This is a genomic window from Pedobacter sp. (genome assembly GCF_965279535.1).
Taxonomy (GTDB): domain Bacteria; phylum Bacteroidota; class Bacteroidia; order Sphingobacteriales; family Sphingobacteriaceae; genus Pedobacter.
In genome coordinates this window covers 3,968,141-3,982,390 of the sequence record NZ_OZ257244.1, presented here as the reverse complement: position 1 = coordinate 3,982,390, position 14,250 = coordinate 3,968,141, and the positions used below count along the sequence as shown (strand labels likewise).

The 14,250-nt window shown below is 38.5% G+C and carries 17 protein-coding genes; 6 read left to right on the top strand and 11 right to left on the bottom strand.

The window, feature by feature from the left end:
- Positions 1-17 precede the first annotated feature (17 nt).
- Positions 18-428 (bottom strand): hypothetical protein, encoded by a 411-nt coding sequence (locus ACQY77_RS16295; RefSeq protein ID WP_421941117.1) that lies wholly within the window; start codon positions 426-428, stop codon positions 18-20.
- 107 nt (positions 429-535) lie between these two features.
- Entirely contained in the window at positions 536-1,945 is a 1,410-nt protein-coding gene (gene rlmD / locus ACQY77_RS16290; protein ID WP_421941118.1) for a 23S rRNA (uracil(1939)-C(5))-methyltransferase RlmD, read from the bottom strand.
- Between the two features lie 565 nt (positions 1,946-2,510).
- Between rlmD and ACQY77_RS16285 the strand changes: the two genes are divergently transcribed.
- Genes ACQY77_RS16285 through crtD form a run of 3 tightly spaced genes read left to right on the top strand, consistent with a single transcriptional unit; the run spans position 2,511 to position 6,187 of the window.
- Positions 2,511-2,969: a DoxX family protein gene (locus tag ACQY77_RS16285; RefSeq protein ID WP_421941119.1), complete on the top strand. Its 459-nt coding sequence runs from the start codon at positions 2,511-2,513 to the stop codon at positions 2,967-2,969.
- A gap of 33 nt (positions 2,970-3,002) precedes the next feature.
- A complete protein-coding gene (locus tag ACQY77_RS16280) occupies positions 3,003-4,706 on the top strand; it encodes a M28 family peptidase (protein ID WP_421941120.1) in 1,704 nt (567 codons plus the stop codon).
- Positions 4,707-4,708: 2 nt separating this feature from the next.
- Positions 4,709-6,187, top strand: coding sequence for a 1-hydroxycarotenoid 3,4-desaturase CrtD (gene crtD, locus ACQY77_RS16275; RefSeq protein ID WP_421941121.1), 1,479 nt, complete (start codon positions 4,709-4,711; stop codon positions 6,185-6,187).
- A 14-nt stretch (positions 6,188-6,201) separates the two neighbouring features.
- Here the strand turns inward: crtD and ACQY77_RS16270 are convergent, their stop codons facing one another.
- The 5 genes from ACQY77_RS16270 to ACQY77_RS16250 are packed head-to-tail and all read right to left on the bottom strand — an operon-like array spanning position 6,202 to position 9,920.
- Positions 6,202-6,720, bottom strand: coding sequence for a shikimate kinase (locus ACQY77_RS16270; RefSeq protein WP_421941122.1), 519 nt, complete (start codon positions 6,718-6,720; stop codon positions 6,202-6,204).
- Positions 6,717-7,160 carry a DinB family protein gene (locus ACQY77_RS16265; RefSeq protein ID WP_421941123.1) on the bottom strand — a complete coding sequence of 148 codons (444 nt, stop codon included), beginning with the start codon at positions 7,158-7,160 and terminating at the stop codon, positions 6,717-6,719. Before ACQY77_RS16265 ends, ACQY77_RS16270 begins: the two co-directional genes overlap by 4 nt.
- Before the next feature lie 3 nt (positions 7,161-7,163).
- Positions 7,164-8,219, bottom strand: a complete 1,056-nt coding sequence (locus tag ACQY77_RS16260) for an ABC transporter permease (RefSeq protein ID WP_421941124.1) — start codon at positions 8,217-8,219, stop codon at positions 7,164-7,166.
- Complete coding sequence (locus tag ACQY77_RS16255; RefSeq protein WP_421941125.1) at positions 8,220-9,371, bottom strand: BT_3928 family protein; 1,152 nt, start codon at positions 9,369-9,371, stop codon at positions 8,220-8,222.
- 3 nt (positions 9,372-9,374) lie between these two features.
- Positions 9,375-9,920 (bottom strand): DUF1599 domain-containing protein, encoded by a 546-nt coding sequence (locus ACQY77_RS16250; protein ID WP_421941126.1) that lies wholly within the window; start codon positions 9,918-9,920, stop codon positions 9,375-9,377.
- A 100-nt stretch (positions 9,921-10,020) separates the two neighbouring features.
- Here ACQY77_RS16250 and folP point away from each other — a divergent pair, with 100 nt between their 5' ends.
- The 3 genes from folP (at position 10,021) to cdaA (ending at position 12,421) form a co-directional block, all read left to right on the top strand.
- Positions 10,021-10,872 carry a dihydropteroate synthase gene (gene folP / locus ACQY77_RS16245; protein ID WP_421941127.1) on the top strand — a complete coding sequence of 284 codons (852 nt, stop codon included), beginning with the start codon at positions 10,021-10,023 and terminating at the stop codon, positions 10,870-10,872.
- A 161-nt stretch (positions 10,873-11,033) separates the two neighbouring features.
- On the top strand, positions 11,034-11,396 hold the full coding sequence (locus tag ACQY77_RS16240; protein WP_421941128.1) for a four helix bundle protein: 363 nt from the start codon (positions 11,034-11,036) through the stop codon (positions 11,394-11,396).
- 233 nt (positions 11,397-11,629) lie between these two features.
- Positions 11,630-12,421, top strand: a complete 792-nt coding sequence (gene cdaA, locus ACQY77_RS16235) for a diadenylate cyclase CdaA (protein ID WP_421941129.1) — start codon at positions 11,630-11,632, stop codon at positions 12,419-12,421.
- 73 nt (positions 12,422-12,494) lie between these two features.
- Here the strand turns inward: cdaA and ACQY77_RS16230 are convergent, their stop codons facing one another.
- The 4 genes from ACQY77_RS16230 to ACQY77_RS16215 form a co-directional block, all read right to left on the bottom strand.
- Positions 12,495-12,905, bottom strand: coding sequence for a BrxA/BrxB family bacilliredoxin (locus ACQY77_RS16230; RefSeq protein ID WP_421941130.1), 411 nt, complete (start codon positions 12,903-12,905; stop codon positions 12,495-12,497).
- Positions 12,906-13,006: 101 nt separating this feature from the next.
- Positions 13,007-13,492 carry a CCC motif membrane protein gene (locus ACQY77_RS16225; RefSeq protein WP_421941131.1) on the bottom strand — a complete coding sequence of 162 codons (486 nt, stop codon included), beginning with the start codon at positions 13,490-13,492 and terminating at the stop codon, positions 13,007-13,009.
- A 3-nt stretch (positions 13,493-13,495) separates the two neighbouring features.
- Positions 13,496-13,819 (bottom strand): DUF2752 domain-containing protein, encoded by a 324-nt coding sequence (locus ACQY77_RS16220; RefSeq protein ID WP_421941132.1) that lies wholly within the window; start codon positions 13,817-13,819, stop codon positions 13,496-13,498.
- Positions 13,800-14,234 (bottom strand): YkvA family protein, encoded by a 435-nt coding sequence (locus ACQY77_RS16215; protein ID WP_421941133.1) that lies wholly within the window; start codon positions 14,232-14,234, stop codon positions 13,800-13,802. Before ACQY77_RS16215 ends, ACQY77_RS16220 begins: the two co-directional genes overlap by 20 nt.
- Positions 14,235-14,250 lie beyond the last annotated feature (16 nt).

The following is a 14,250-nucleotide window of genomic DNA, read 5'->3' as shown; positions in this document are numbered from 1 at the left end:
TTTTTTTGATAAAAATTCTATTTTTTGAATCCTTTGTATGGGTAGTAAATGAAGTTGGCGCCCTCCGGTACAATTACAAATACACACATATAATCTTCAGGTTTTTTGTAAACCTTTAAAAAAGGATCCTTTTTTTCCTTACTGATGATACCTTTTTCTACAAACTCTTCTAAAGTAGAAGCCTGAATGGTCCAATCGGTGTTTAATTCTTCTTTATTTAAGATCAATTCTCCAATACTCACTTCATGCTGGTGTGCAATGAAAATCGGATGAGCTGAAATACCCTCAACCATAATTTCGATCGCCACTTCTTTAATCGCATCAGAATAAAACTCAAGGTCCTTTTCCAGACTAACTAAAGGACTTTCCTTTTTCTTCGGTGCGCCACTATCTTCGGGCGTTGCACTTAATAATTCTTCTCTATCCATATTATATAAAAGGATCGAATGAGCGCATTTTGAATAAATGAATATAGCATAACGCATATTCAGCCATTCTCTCCTTCACTCATTCAATCATTCAATCATTCAATTACTTACTTCAACCTCAACAACACCACGTTCTCTACGTGCTGCGTATGTGGGAACATGTCTACCGGTTTAATCCGTTCTACGTTATACTTTTCTTTAAGAAGTTCTAAATCTCTTGCTTGTGTTGCCGCATTACAACTTACATAAACAATTTTCTCGGCTTCCATCTCCAATAAGCGCTGAACCACATCTGCATGCATACCAGCCCTTGGCGGATCTGTAATAACCACGTCTGGCTTACCATGAGATGAAATAAATTCCGCTGTAAGGATATCCTTCATGTCGCCGGCATAGAAGATAGTATTATCAATTCCATTTAGTTCAGAGTTGAATTTAGCATCTTCAATAGCTGTTGGCACATATTCCACGCCTACCACCTGCTTTACTTCCCTGGCCACAAAATTTGCTATAGTACCTGCTCCGGTGTATAAATCGTACACCAATTCTCCGCCCTTAAAATCCGCGAATTCTTTGGTAATCTTGTACAGTTCGAAAGCCTGATCTGAATTGGTTTGATAAAAAGACTTTACCCCTATCTTGAAACGAATGCCATCCATTTCTTCGAAGATGTGGTCGCGACCAGCAAATACGATCACCTCCTGATCAAAGATGGTATCATTCTTCTTTTGGTTAATGATATACAATAACGAGGTTATTTGTGGAAATTCAGCTTTTAGGAAGGTCATTAATCCATCAACCTGGTTTTGCTCCGGATAGGCGAAAACCACGGCAACCATAATTTCACCAGTAGAAGAAGTACGAATAATGAGATTACGCAATACACCTTCATGATTACGCAGATCATAAAATGATAATTCATTTGTTGATGCGTATTTCCTTACGGCATTTCTGATTTGATTGGAAGGATCATCCTGCAGGTAACAGTGTTCAATATCTAAAATCTTATCAAACCGTAAAGGAACATGAAAGCCCAATGCATTCATATCAAACGCTTCGTCGCGCTCCATATCCGTTTTCTCTAACCATCTTTTATTAGAAAAAGTAAACTCCAGTTTATTGCGATAATACTTGTTTTTTACTGATCCTAAGATAGGTTCTGCAGCAGAGGTATCTATTTTACCCAAACGTTGAAGCGCAGCTTCTACATTTTTCTGTTTAAACTTCAGTTGGGAATCATAGCCCATGTGTTGCCATTTACAGCCCCCGCAGGTTCCAAAATGCTGACAAAAAGGTTCTGTTCTTAGAGCAGATTTTTGATGCAATTGTTCAATTACAGCCTCTGCAAAGTTCTTTTTCTTCTTAGTTAATCGAACATCAACTACATCTCCGGGTACGGCCTTATCTACAAAAATCACTAATTCGTCGGCTTTGCCTACTCCCTTTCCTTCCTCAGCAATGTCGATAATCTCTACATTAGGAATGATGGTAACTGTTCCTGGTTTTCTTCTACTCATTATTTTGCAAAGATAAAGTTAAAAGCTGAAAGACTAAAGTAATTCGTTAGTATAGGGAGTTAGGAAGAAAGGAACAAGGAGCAAAAAGTATCAAGTACATAGTAGCAAGTATCAGGCAGCAAGATCAGGCGCAGTGAAAGAAGAAAACAAAGGGCAACAGATAAAAAATACCAAAAGCCATAACATGCCTGACCGCCTAAATTGGTTAAAGGCGTTAAAAGAAAAAATCTTAATTCAATATACCCTATTTGATGTTAAACACAATCTTTACCGCCGAAGCCCAAAAGCCATCTAACCAATTAAAATGTAAATCGAACTTTTCATCTAGCTGAACATTAAATTCCAATATTTCTTTACTCATGACAAAAAACCTCCTCATTTTTACAATAATACCAAATTTATACCAAAAACCGAAACGGTATATATTAATATCATGTTAAATTACAACTAAAGGACAACATCCCTAACATTCCTTTTAACCGGGTATAATCAAAAAAACACCTTGACATAGTCGATTTAAGTGCGTAACTTAATATATCATTTCACATAAAAATGGAGGTTCATTATGAACGTTATCCGTAAAATTGAGCATTGGGGCGATGTTCATCATGCAAAGTGGCTAGACTACCTGCGCATCCTGCTCGGCCTCATTATCTTCGGCAAAGGTGTATCTTTCATCAGCGATACCACAACACTACAAAATTTGATTACTGAAAACAATGTGTTTGGCTTTTCCAGTATGATGATCAGTATGGCTATTCATGTGGTGGCTTTTGCGCATTTGGTAGGCGGAATACTCATCATTTTGGGATTGGTAACCCGATTTGCCGTAGTGATACAGATTCCAATTCTGATATTTGCGGTTTTCTTTGTAAACTTAACACAAGGATTTTCAATGCCCAATTCAGAACTCTGGCTTTCCGTAATCGTGCTTTTCTTGCTGATCTTGTTTTGGGTAGTTGGCTCAGGCCCTTTATCTGTTGATGAAGGCTTAAAAAACAAAACCGGAAAGCGATACGCCTAACAACAGCCATTAATTTTCTTAGTATCTTTCGCCATGAAAACGAAAGTACTAATCGCCCTGCTTTTGGTGGGATTATCTACACATGCCCAAACCCCAGTTGAAGAGGGCTTTAAGTTAACACGTGCTGGATTTAAAGAAGAAAATGCTTTTGAAACCACAAAATTTGTGGAACAATATTTTCGTGTTCCCGGAAATACAGGATTTAATGCAAGCATCCACTATGTAGAAAATATTTTAAAACAGGCAGGATTCGTTGAACAAAAAGAAAACGAATTGGAGACGCCGCTAACTTATCGTATAGAAAAGCGGGCAATGAAGCAAGCTACATGGGAACCGCTAGCAGCGAGCATTGGCATTATTGGAGAACCTATGCCACTACTTTCTTTTCAAACCAACCGCAACATGATCCCCATAAATTGCGGTTCTACACCAGCCGGTGGGGTTTCGGCTAAAGTAATTTATATTCCAAAAATTATTACGGCCGAAATAGAAAAGTTGGATTTGAAAGGAAAGATTCTTTTTTCCGAAACCAATCCTTCACGCCTGATAAATATTGCGGCCAAGGCAGGGGCCATAGGTGTGCTCGGCTATTCTATGCCCACATATACGCAGCCCGAAAAACATCAAACCTCCATTCAGTTTGGAAGTATTGGCACTGACAGTCCGATATGGGCCTTATTCCTGTCTTATGCCGCAAAGGAAAAGTTAAAAAAAGCTTGCTTAAACGGAAGCCCAAAATTAAAGGTTAATATTCAAAACAAGCGTTACCAGGCTGAAGAGTTAACCCTTGTGGCCAATGTTAAAGGAAGTGTAAATCCAGACGAGCGTTTCGTATTCAGTGCTCATGTTCAGGAACCGGGCGCAAATGATAATGCCAGTGGCGTAGGTACATTGGCAGAAATGGCCAGACTAACCGCACAATTATATCAGGAGAAGAAAATCAATCCTAAAAGAACCCTAACCTTTCTGTGGGGAGATGAAATTGTATCAACCAGAAGATACATTACTGAAGATAGCACCAGGGCAAAAGGGATTTTATGGGGAATGAGTTTGGACATGGTTGGCGAGGATACTCAAAAAACCGGCGGCTCCTTTCTAATCGAAAAAATGCCTGATCCTGCTGCCATCTGGACCAGGGGAACGGATAAGCACACTGAATGGGGCGCGGGCGATGTGACCGAGAAAGATCTTTTTCCGCATTATTTCAACGATTTTATTTTCGATATCTGCAAACAGCAAGGAAAATTTGCCAACTGGACAGTGAATTACAACCCATTTGAAGGTGGGAGCGATCATACCCCTTTCTTACAAAATAAAATTCCGGGCCTATTGATGTGGCATTTTACAGATGTTTTCTACCATACCGATAATGACCGGATTGATAAGGTTTCACCCACAGAGATGAAAAACGTAGGGATAAGTGGTTTAACAGCTGCATACGCCTTAATCTCAGCTGATGAAAGCATGGCCACGAAAGTTGTTGACCAAGTGAAATCTGATGGTTTAATCAGGCTGAAAACAGAATTTGAACTGAGTAAGAAAGCAGTTGCTGAAGGCAAATCCATATCGGATGAAAAGCATATTCTTCAAACCTGGAACAAATGGTACGTTGATGCACTCGCAACCATAAGTAAAATGCCTGTCAAAATGGAAACTACACGACTAGGTTCGGCAATTAAGATTGCAACAAATGAATTGGAGAAGCAAACCGAGGTATACCTTGAAACGTTAAAGTAACCATGCCAAAAGCAATTATTATCGGTTCAGGAATTGGTGGAATCGCTACTGCCATTAGATTAGCAGTAAAAGGTTATCAGGTTGAAGTTTTCGAAGCTAATGCTTATGCTGGCGGAAAACTGTCAGAAATTGAATTTAACGGTTTTAGGTTTGATGCCGGCCCCAGCTTGTTTACCATGCCTCAGTATGTGGATGAACTCTTCAAACTGGCCAACAAAAATCCATCTGATTATTTTCAGTACGAAAAACTATCAGAGATTTGCCGGTATTTTTATGAGGATGGACTTCGGTTAACAGCCAGTGCGAATACCCATAAATTTGCTAAAGAAATAGCAGAAAAAACCACTTCAAGTGAAAAGGAAGTGACCGATTTTCTGGCAAAAAGCAATACTATTTATCAGGTTACTCATCGGGTCTTTTTAGAAAGAACTTTACACAAAATAAAAAGCTATTTACACTGGGATACCCTAAAATCTATTTTTAGCTTCGGTCAGATCGATGCTTTCAGAACGCAAAACACTGCTAATAAACATTTTTTCAAAGACGACAGGATTGTTCAGCTTTTCAACCGTTATGCTACTTACAATGGTTCTAACCCCTATCAGGCACCTGCCACATTAAATGTAATCCCTCATTTTGAATATCATTTTGGCGCCTTTTTACCAAAAAACGGCATGTATAGCATTGTGAAGTCATTGGTAAAATTAGCCGAAGATCTAGGCGTGCAGTTTCGTTATAACCAAAAGGTAGCGGAAATTGTATATACGAAAGATGCTAAACCTAAAATATCAGGGGTTAGCGTAAACGACAGGTTTTTGCCATGCGAGCTGGTTGTTTCGAATTTGGACATCTATTTCACTTACAAGAACCTGCTACAACACTTTCCCGCTCCCGAAAAACTTTTAAAACAAGAAAGGAGCAGTTCAGCTCTCATCTTTTATTGGGGGATGGATAATTACTACAGTGATCTCGGACTTCACAACATCCTTTTCGCTTCCGATTATAAAAAGGAGTTCGATACGATTTGGCAGGAGAAAAGTATCAGCACTGATCCAACCGTATATATAAACATTACCTCCAAACAAATTAGAAAGGATGCCCCAAATGGATGTGAAAATTGGTTTGTAATGATCAATGTTCCGGCAAACGAGGGACAGGATTGGGATACACTGATTAAAGATGCCAGGACTAACATCATCAAAAAGATAAGCCGTGTGCTCAACCGAAATATTGAAAAAGATATCTTATGTGAGCGAATCCTCGACCCGAGAACAATTGAATCCAAAACCGGTTCCTATCAGGGTTCTCTATATGGAAATAGCTCAAACAATCAGTTCGCGGCCTTCTTAAGACACCCAAACTTCAGCTCAAAAATTAAGAACCTCTACTTTTGCGGAGGAAGCGTGCATCCCGGAGGAGGAATTCCGTTAGCACTTTTGTCTGCAAAAATTGTGAGCGATGAGATATGTCCAGTGATCTGATCTAAGGGCATGGGCTAAATAACCGAGGGTTGCTGCCCCTTAACAATCTCTTCTTCCAGCCTTTCAGCATCTAAATCAAACGCATTGATTACTAATTTGGCTTGTTTGTAAAATTGATCTCTTTCTTTAAGCTTAACCTGAATAAAAGCTAAAAGCTGCTCGTCATCCATGTCTTTAATAAGCGGTCGTTTTTGCCTGTTATGTAATCTCGAAACCAGTTGAGCAGGTTCCATTTGAAGATATACCGTTTCACCGTTGGCATTCATCCAGTCCATATTATCAAAAAAGCAAGGCAAACCTCCGCCCGTGGCTATCACGCAAGTTTCCGGATACGGATAGGTTTTTAGCATCTCACTTTCGAAATTCCTGAACCCCTGCTCGCCATATGCTTCAAAATATTCTGCTATTGTTTTGCCAGATTTAGTTACAATCTCGGCATCTAAATCTATAACCGGGCATTCCAGTCGATGTGCCAGCTGTTTTGCTTTAGTACTTTTACCGCAGCCCATAAATCCGATTAAAAAAACTTTCATAACAAGTGATTGCGCTTAAATATAATATAGTCTGTTACAGGAGGGACAATACCTTCTTTTTTAAACAGCGTTGCTAATTGTGCACGATGATAAGTAGAATGATTTAATAATTGAAATAAAATTTCACTAACAGTATTTTGAAACTGCTCTCCTACAGAATTTTGATAAACAATTTGCTCATCGAGTGCTCTATTGGACAGAATACGCCGTATACTTTCGAAATTGTTTGCGGAAATGATTTTAAAGTGAGTTTTAGAATGAGTTTCCCAGATTCCATAAAGGGGAACATTGCCCAATATTCTTTCTACCCAAACATGCTGAGCATTTAAAACATGGCTAAATAAACGTTCAGCCTCTGGCATATTTATTATTGCAGACTCAAAAATTGAAATAATCTTTTTATCAGCAACCTCAGTATAATTAACAATTTCTTCGAACATATGTTAAGCTAATTTGACTCTAGGATCAATGTAGGCATATAAAATATCAACCAGAATATTAATCACCACAAACACAAAAGCAATAAACAGGATTGAACCCATCACAACAGGAAAATCAGACATTTCCAATGCAGAAACTGTGACTCTACCTAAACCATTATAGCCAAAAATATATTCTACAAAAAATGAACCAGCCAATAAGGAGGCAAACCAACCCGAAATAGCTGTCACCACAGGATTCATCGCGTTTCGCAGGGCATGCTTATAAATGATAGCATTCCTACTCAACCCTTTTGCCCTTGCCGTTCGAATATAATCTTGCGCTAAAACATCGAGCATGGCACTTCTTGTAAGTTGTACAATAATGGCCAATGGCCTTAAACCTAAAGTAATCATGGGCAGCCAGAGATTCCTTAAGGTTAGTACTTCTCCTTTAAAAGGATCGTAGCTGTACAAACTTCCACTCATTTTTAGGCCGGTAAAATCACTCAACACAAAACCAAAGAGCCAGGCGATAATAATTCCTGCAAAGAAAGAAGGTGCTGAAATTCCCAGTATTGCAAATGCATTGGCCGTTTTATCAATCCACGAATCTTTATAAACAGCAGACAATACCCCGAGAAATACCCCTATTAGTGTTGCAAAAATCATGGCCGTAAAAGCCAGAATAAAAGTATTGGGTACGGTTTCCGAAAGTATAGCTGTAACGTCCCTTTTGGTTTGATAAGAACTGCGTAAATAAGGCAGTTTAAGCACCAGGCTCTGTTCTTTGAAGCGAATCAGCTGTAGGGCATGATATTTAGCTTGTGTTGTACTGTCGTTATTGATCAGGCTAACTGGCGAAAGGTCGTTTACATAAAGTACAAACTGCATAGGCTTGGATCGATCCAAACCAAATTCCTTACGCACCGCTTCCAGGGATTGTACATCTGCCCTTTGTCCCATGGTCATCCTTGCAGGGTCGCCAGGCAAAATATTAAAAAGCACAAAAACAATCAGCACAACCCCGGCCATAACCAGGAAACCGTACATGATTTTTTTTAGTGCATAATTTAACATCTATTTACTAAAATACTTTTTACTTAACTGATCGAAAGTAGGTACGTTGTGGTAATGCCATTTGTTTACCACTACACCATTTCTGAGCAATAATACGCCTGGATTTGCTCTTACCATACTCTTTAACGGAACGGCGTCCACATAGAATACCTCTGAGAAAAGATTATTTTTCTTCACGAATACTTCTGCATCCTGCGCAGAATTTGATGTTAACAGCACCGTGCGGATATTAAATTGTTGCGTAGCATTCAAAGCCAAAGCGTTTAAGTTTCCGATGGCTTTTACATTCGTATTTTTAAGGTCGTAAGCTACGAATACTAAGCTATAATAAGGATTTTCGATTAATTCCTTGGTATAGTCTGTTCCCGAAGCATCGGTGATGATTAAATCCTTAATTTTAGGTTCAAATCCTTTCTTAACTAACCTTTTTGAGGGCTCACCAACAATTTCCCAGTTGTTATCTTTCCAGATTTCTGTTTTAAGATATTCCTTATCGCTCATGTCCTTTTCAGCCTTGGTAGCCTTGTTTTTCAAGTGATACATGATCTCAAATTCATCAGGCTTTTCTCCCGGAGGAATCACCATTAATGAAGGGATGTGTGCCCCAACTTTATAGGGTAGGAAATCGATGATGGGTAAAAAGTTATAAGTATACAGTCCAAATCCCAAAGAAAGAACGGTTACGATTGCAGCGATATTGATTTGCGTACGCTCTTTTGTTACTAGTGGCTTAATGAGGTCCTTTTTAATGAAGATATATAAAATTAACACCAGGAGTACCAAATCTTTAGAGAACGATTGCCAAGGTGTAAGTGGAATGGCATCGCCAAAACAACCACAGCTGGTAACTACTTTAAATGCAGCTGAAATGAAAGTTAGCAACGTAAAAAAGATAATCAGCAGGAGTAAGCCCCAGGCCACCTTTTTACTCCAGAGGCCTAAAAGTAAAAGTACGCCTAAAATAATCTCCAATGTACACAGTAAAATGGCTATACCTGTTGCCATTCCATTTAAAAAGTTGAGGTGAAAAACCTCAAAATACTCCTGCAATTTATAGCCAAAACCCAAAGGATCATTGGCTTTGATTAAACCTGAAAAAATAAATAAAGCACCTACAAAAAATCTGGCAAAAGCAAGGAAAAAATTCTTCATTATCTATCGTACACCTAATTTTATTAAAGCAAAAACCGAATAATTCAACATGTCCTGGTAATTAGCCTTTACACCCTCCGAGGCGAGTGTTTTACCTTCGTTATCTTCTATTTGTTTAACTCTCAATATTTTCATCAGAATCAAATCTGTTAAAGAGCTAATACGCAAATCTCTCCAGGCCTCTCCATAATCATGATTTTTTGCAAACATTAAATCCCTAGTTTCCTGAACTTTCTTTTCAAAACCCTGCTCTACTTCTTCAAATGGCAGCTCATAGGGTGCATCTTCGGCCAGCTCCAGCTGCATCATGGCAATCACACAGTAGTTTATAATTCCGATATATTCTGAAGTCACATCCTCCCCTACTTTACTCACTTTTTTCTCTTCTAAAGTACGGATGCGCTGCGCTTTGATGAAGATCTGATCAGTAATAGAACTTGGCCTTAAAATGCGCCAGGCGGTGCCATAATCTTTAGTTTTTTTCAGGAATAATGATCTGCAAACTGCAATCACTTCATCAAATTCTATAGCGGTTTTTGTTTGTGTCAAAGCTGATGTATTAAGTAGTTTTAGTGTATTTTTGTATCGAAAAAACAAAAGCTAAAGATACATTTTTATAGCGAAACACAAATCCTGAATGGGTTTTATTATGTCAGAAAAAAACTTTTTCCAAGCTAAACAAAGCTTAAATATAAAAGGCAGGCTCCTTGATCTGAGCAGCCCCAAGGTGATGGGAATTTTGAATGTCACTCCTGATTCATTTTACAACAAAAGCAGAACCGAAACCATTGAAGATGCGCTAAGAAAAGTGGAACAATTTTTAAAGGAAGGTGCAACTTTTATTGATATTGGCGGGTATTCATCGAGGCCTGGTGCAAAAGATATTTCCGCTGATGAAGAACTCGAACGACTTATCCCTGTGGTAGAAAGTATTGCAAACAACTTTCCAGAAGCCATCATGTCTATTGACACTTTCAGAGCCAGGGTTGCACAAGAAACCATTCTTGCAGGCGCACACATTGTGAACGATATCGCTTCGGGAGATATGGATGATGAAATGCTTGAAACGGTAGCAAAACTTCAGGTCCCATACATTTTTATGCACATGCAGGGAACACCGCAAACCATGCAACAGGCACCAGTTTACAACAATGTACTGTTGGATATCGTGGATTATTTCTCCCGCAAAGTAGAAAAGCTTAGGGCTTTAAAAATTCACGATGTCATTTTAGATCCCGGGTTCGGCTTCGGCAAAACCATAGCACATAACTACGAATTGCTGAATAAGATGGAAGATTTTCAAATCTTTGGCCTTCCCATACTCGTAGGCTTTTCCAGAAAAGGAATGATTTATAAACCGCTTGAAATAACGGCTTCTGAAGCGCTGAACGGAACAACTGTTCTCCATACCATAGCGCTCCAAAAAGGAGCCAAGATTTTAAGGGTGCATGATGTTAAGGAGGCAGTTGAGTGTGTGAAGCTGGTTAGTTTGATGGTTTAATTGTTTAAGTGACTAACTGTTTAATTGACAAACGAACAAAAAACCTAATTTACCTTTCACTCAATATGATGAAAGTATAACCTATAAAAACAATATTAATTTACTACCTTACGGCACCTATTGTTTGATTGCATAACAAGACAACTTAAGCTCAAATTGTTATGCATATTTATTCGTTTGAAAAATTAGACGTCTGGCAAAAAGCCAGATTCTTCAGAAAAGATGTATATATTCTAACGAAGAAATTTCCTAAAGAAGAAATTTTTGGTCTGACAAGCCAAATAAAACGATCAGCAAGTAGCATTGGCGATTGCTTAGCAGAGGGTTCAAGTAGAATTACACCTAAAGATCAAGTTCATTTCTTTGCAATAGCATATGCAAGTGCGATTGAAACCATTAACCATGTTATCGGCGCTCAGGATCTCGGCTATATTACTGAAGAGGAGTATCTCAGTTTCCGCTCAAAATTGGATGAATTAAACAATAAAATTAATTCGCTGAGAAAAGCAGTATTGAAAAAATAGCATTTCTCAAATTTGCTTTGTGTATGCATAATGTTTGATTTAGTGCTCAATGTAAATCGGTAATAGTTGAATGATTCAATGTAAGATGCAACTGCAAGTATTATGCTTTCTTCTAAACTATTAGTATTACTCCCCTTAGTTTTCAAACTTGTCGTGTTCAATTAAACACCTCAGCAATTAAACAGTTAAACATACCTCAAATCAATTAAACAATATTTATTATCTTGCCTTCAATGAAAGGATTTGATTTCGATTTTCTAAAAGTATCTGTAACAGATGTGGTTGATATAGTGCTGGTAGCCTTGTTAATCTACTATGTTTATACCTTAATACGCAATACACTTGCCGTAAATTTACTGGTGGGGATGTTTATCATCACCGTCTTCTATTGGATTGTTAAAGCACTTCACATGGAGCTGTTAACTACCATCATAGAGAAATTTATGAGTGTGGGTATTATTGCGCTCATTGTTATTTTCCAGCAGGAAATTCGGCGATTTCTTTTATTAATTGGGAAAAATGCTTTTTTGCAGAAGAATAAAGCCTGGTGGGGCTATCTTTTTGGACGAAAAGAGATTGAGCGGAATAATCTTGCGCGAATTAAACCCATTATAGATGCCTGCAAAAGCATGAAGAAAACCCGGACAGGTGCGCTTATCGTTTTTGTAAAATTTTATGATGAACAGTTCTTTGCTAACAGTTGCGAAGTGGTTGATGCTAAAATTTCCAAACGTTTACTGGAAAGTATTTTTCAAAAAAACAGTCCTTTGCATGATGGTGCTGTAGTGATTTCGGAGAATAAAATTAAAAGTGCCAGCTGCATCCTACCACTAACGGATAATGATCAGCTGCCTTCTCAATTTGGCTTAAGGCATCGTGCGGGTATTGGTGTTTCAGAAACTACAGACGCCGTGGCTGTAATTATCTCTGAAGAAACAGGTGAAATTTCTTATGCAAAGCAAGGCCGTGTAAGAATGAATGTTTCTTTCGGAGAACTGGAAAAACTCCTCAACAAAGATTTTTAAAAGGCTAAGCCTAAACTAAAAAGTGCCATCCTGTTTTCAAGATGGCACTTTTTTTTATGGAGCTAAAAATAGCTTAGCAATATTGTTCAAAAGCGCCAATTAAATTATCAGCGATCATTTGAGCCGGTCTTCCTTCAATTTGGTGACGTTCAATCATGTGAACCAATTTACCGTCTTTAAAAAGCGCCATTGCAGGAGAAGATGGAGGATATGGCAACATATAATTTCTCGCCTGATCTACAGCCTCTTTTTCCATTCCGGCAAAAACGGTTACCAGTTTATCTGGGTGTTTTTCATGCGCTGCCGCAGCTCTTGCCGCCGGGCGGGCATTTGCTGCCGCACACCCACATACTGAATTCACGACCACAAAAACAGTTCCTTCGCTTTTGATAGCAGCGTCAACCTCTTGGGCATTTTTTAATTCTTCGAAACCAACGTTGGTTAATTCCTTACGCATGGGTTCAACTAAATATTCTGGATACATTATCTTGAGTTTTTTATTTACAACTTTACGGTACAAAAATAAGAAAATCGAACGGCACCTCCCGTTCGATTTATATTTTTAAGGTAAAATTAAATTTGAAATTATTGCAAGCCTTTTTCTCTTAGCATCTCTTTCATTAGTTCCGGGTCTTGTAATGCTGCCCAGCCAAAGAAAATAATAAATGCAATAATGAAAATAAGGTATAAAGCGCTTAATACCACACCAATAATCCCGCATATTTTACCTGCCTTCGCATTTTTATAAGATGGCAAAGAATACGCTCCAGGATTTAATGCATATTGTTTAATGTCTTTACCGCCCAAAATCCAGGCAATGATTCCTAGAATTAAACCCAGTACACCGTAGCAGCAGCACCCGGGAATAGAAATAATTCCTAAAACCAATGCAATTGTTGAGTTTGGTAAATTTTGTTGCCCCATACCACCGCCAAACTGTCCAAAAGGTGGAGGTTGTTGAAATGGAGGTGTGTTTCCAGGCCCGTTATTAACAGGTACTACAGGGGTTACTTCACTATTTGTAGGCTTTTCTGACTGATTTTCAAAAGGATTAGATGCGTTTTCTGACATAATTTAGCTAATAAGTTGATGAGTGTATATTTTGTAAATGTAATTGATTAAGATAATTACTGCAACACCTGCATAAACGATTTTAATTAATCGGGCCCCGTGTTCAAATTCAATTTTTAAATGTAAAAGTGTAAAAACAACGATAAAAATTAGCGGAATCGTGGCAGGATAAAGTTTAAAAGAGGTTAATAAGTCTCCTCTCAGTAAAGCCAGCACAGAGCGTTGTAATCCACAACCCGGGCAGTCAATCCCGAAAGTTGCCTTTACCGGGCAACTTAACAGGTGCCTGCCTAACCAATCGACGAGATTACAAAGCTGCAGAGCCATTCACATCTCCTATTTCTTTCACCTGACTATCTTTCCAGGATTTGTACTTTTCCAGGTCCTTTATCACTTGCTTATAAACCAGATTCAAAACAAAGATGTCATCAATAAAGCCCAGTACAGGTACAAAGTCAGGAACCACATCCACCGGAGAAAGGAAATAAATTAACCCGCCTACAATGGCCACAATAGAACGCTTGGGAATTTCGCGGTAATCGCCATTAACATAATCTTTGGCCACAGCATATAACAGTACCAGCTTCTCCCATACCCCTTCTAAATCACCACGGTTGCTGACTGCTTTTCCTAAAGCCTCCTGGATAGTGGCATTAGCCTCAGTTTTATCTTTCAAAATTACTGTAGCCCTATTTTCCGACTTCCTAAAAAAGTCTAATATCTTTTGCCTGTTTAATTTCATGCTTAGTCTTTACCTA

Excerpts from the sequence above, each read along its gene's own strand:
- ACQY77_RS16295 (WP_421941117.1), bottom strand. The coding sequence starts at position 428 with ATGGATAGAGAAGAATTATTAAGTGCAACGCCCGAAGATAGTGGCGCA.
- rlmD (WP_421941118.1), bottom strand. The coding sequence starts at position 1,945 with ATGAGTAGAAGAAAACCAGGAACAGTTACCATCATTCCTAATGTAGAG.
- ACQY77_RS16285 (WP_421941119.1), top strand. The coding sequence starts at position 2,511 with ATGAACGTTATCCGTAAAATTGAGCATTGGGGCGATGTTCATCATGCA.
- ACQY77_RS16280 (WP_421941120.1), top strand. The coding sequence starts at position 3,003 with ATGAAAACGAAAGTACTAATCGCCCTGCTTTTGGTGGGATTATCTACA.
- crtD (WP_421941121.1), top strand. The coding sequence starts at position 4,709 with ATGCCAAAAGCAATTATTATCGGTTCAGGAATTGGTGGAATCGCTACT.
- ACQY77_RS16270 (WP_421941122.1), bottom strand. The coding sequence starts at position 6,720 with ATGAAAGTTTTTTTAATCGGATTTATGGGCTGCGGTAAAAGTACTAAA.
- ACQY77_RS16265 (WP_421941123.1), bottom strand. The coding sequence starts at position 7,160 with ATGTTCGAAGAAATTGTTAATTATACTGAGGTTGCTGATAAAAAGATT.
- ACQY77_RS16260 (WP_421941124.1), bottom strand. The coding sequence starts at position 8,219 with ATGTTAAATTATGCACTAAAAAAAATCATGTACGGTTTCCTGGTTATG.
- ACQY77_RS16255 (WP_421941125.1), bottom strand. The coding sequence starts at position 9,371 with ATGAAGAATTTTTTCCTTGCTTTTGCCAGATTTTTTGTAGGTGCTTTA.
- folP (WP_421941127.1), top strand. The coding sequence starts at position 10,021 with ATGTCAGAAAAAAACTTTTTCCAAGCTAAACAAAGCTTAAATATAAAA.
- ACQY77_RS16240 (WP_421941128.1), top strand. The coding sequence starts at position 11,034 with ATGCATATTTATTCGTTTGAAAAATTAGACGTCTGGCAAAAAGCCAGA.
- cdaA (WP_421941129.1), top strand. The coding sequence starts at position 11,630 with ATGAAAGGATTTGATTTCGATTTTCTAAAAGTATCTGTAACAGATGTG.
- ACQY77_RS16230 (WP_421941130.1), bottom strand. The coding sequence starts at position 12,905 with ATGTATCCAGAATATTTAGTTGAACCCATGCGTAAGGAATTAACCAAC.
- ACQY77_RS16225 (WP_421941131.1), bottom strand. The coding sequence starts at position 13,492 with ATGTCAGAAAACGCATCTAATCCTTTTGAAAATCAGTCAGAAAAGCCT.
- ACQY77_RS16220 (WP_421941132.1), bottom strand. The coding sequence starts at position 13,819 with ATGGCTCTGCAGCTTTGTAATCTCGTCGATTGGTTAGGCAGGCACCTG.
- ACQY77_RS16215 (WP_421941133.1), bottom strand. The coding sequence starts at position 14,234 with ATGAAATTAAACAGGCAAAAGATATTAGACTTTTTTAGGAAGTCGGAA.